The sequence below is a fragment of the Pseudomonas sp. RL_5y_Pfl2_73 genome (genome assembly GCF_963970515.1).
Taxonomy (GTDB): domain Bacteria; phylum Pseudomonadota; class Gammaproteobacteria; order Pseudomonadales; family Pseudomonadaceae; genus Aquipseudomonas.
Map to the genome: position 1 here is coordinate 1 of NZ_CAXAPD010000116.1, position 1,097 is coordinate 1,097.

Consider the following 1,097-nt stretch of genomic DNA (forward strand, 5'->3'; position numbering starts at 1 on the left):
CCTCCTTTCACCCAAGCGCCGATAAAGAATGCATCTGGCCTAGACCGACGATAGGAACAAGCCTGCGCCTCTGGGTGAACCCTTCAAGTGTTCAAACCTTAGCCCGGAGGATTTTCAATGGCAATGCCGGTTTCTGTCGCAAAGCCGATCGTGGGTGTTGATGTCGCCAAAGATGAGTTGGTGATTTATCACGCAGAAACAGATCGACTGGAAGCGATCCCCAACACCAAAGCAGCGATCAAGAAGTGGCTCAAGGAATTGCCCGCGCCAGTGGATGTCGCCATCGAAGCCACTAATATCTATCATCAGGAATTCGCCGACCTGGCTTATGCGCAAGGCTGTGTGATCTACATGATCGGCGGCTACGAGCTCAGCCATTACCGCAAAGGTGTGAAAGTTCGCGCTAAAACCGATGCGCTGGATGCTCGGTTGTTGGCTCGCTACTTGAACAACGAAGGCCACCAGTTGCACCCGTGGACCCCGCCATCGCCACTGTATTGCCGGCTTGTAAGCCTTTTCCGGCGCCGGGCAGCTTTGGTTCAGGCGCGCGTCAGCCTCAAGCAAAGCTGGTCAAACGAACCGTTGCTCAAAAAGGCCTTTGAGAACCAGATAAAGGCCATGCAACGACTGGAGATCTTGCTCGAGAAAACAATCCAGACGCAGTTGGAAGCCGCTGGCTTGGGCGCTCAGCTCAAGCGTTGTATGAAAGTCGAAGGCATTGGCCTGTTGAACGGTGCCCGTTTGCTCACGTCGTTTCAGCGTGGGGATTTCAGAAATGCCGATGCCTTCATCGCTTTTCTGGGCCTAGACCTGCGTATATCGGACTCAGGGAAAAAGAAGGGACGCCGCTGCCTGTCTAAGCGAGGTGACCCAGAGGCCCGTCGATTGATGCATAACGCCGCGATGTCGGCGAGGCGCACAGCGGCATGGAAGGGTTTTTATGAGGCATTGAGGGCCCGGGGACTCAGCACAACCGAAGCATTAGTGGCACTGGCCCGCAAGCTTGCCCGAGTAGTATTCGCCCTGCTGAAGAACCAGAGCGAATACTTACCGAAGGGCATTTAAGGGGTAGCCCTGCACCATAGAATCTCCCACAG

General features: G+C 55.0%; 1 protein-coding gene. It reads left to right on the plus strand.

The features are described from left to right. Positions 1 to 117 precede the first annotated feature (117 nt). A complete protein-coding gene (locus AACY42_RS28480) occupies positions 118 to 1,065 on the plus strand; it encodes an IS110 family transposase (protein WP_339483836.1) in 948 nt (315 codons plus the stop codon). The last annotated feature ends 32 nt before the right edge of the window (positions 1,066 to 1,097 follow it).

Excerpts from the sequence above, each read along its gene's own strand:
- AACY42_RS28480 (WP_339483836.1), top strand. The coding sequence starts at position 118 with ATGGCAATGCCGGTTTCTGTCGCAAAGCCGATCGTGGGTGTTGATGTC.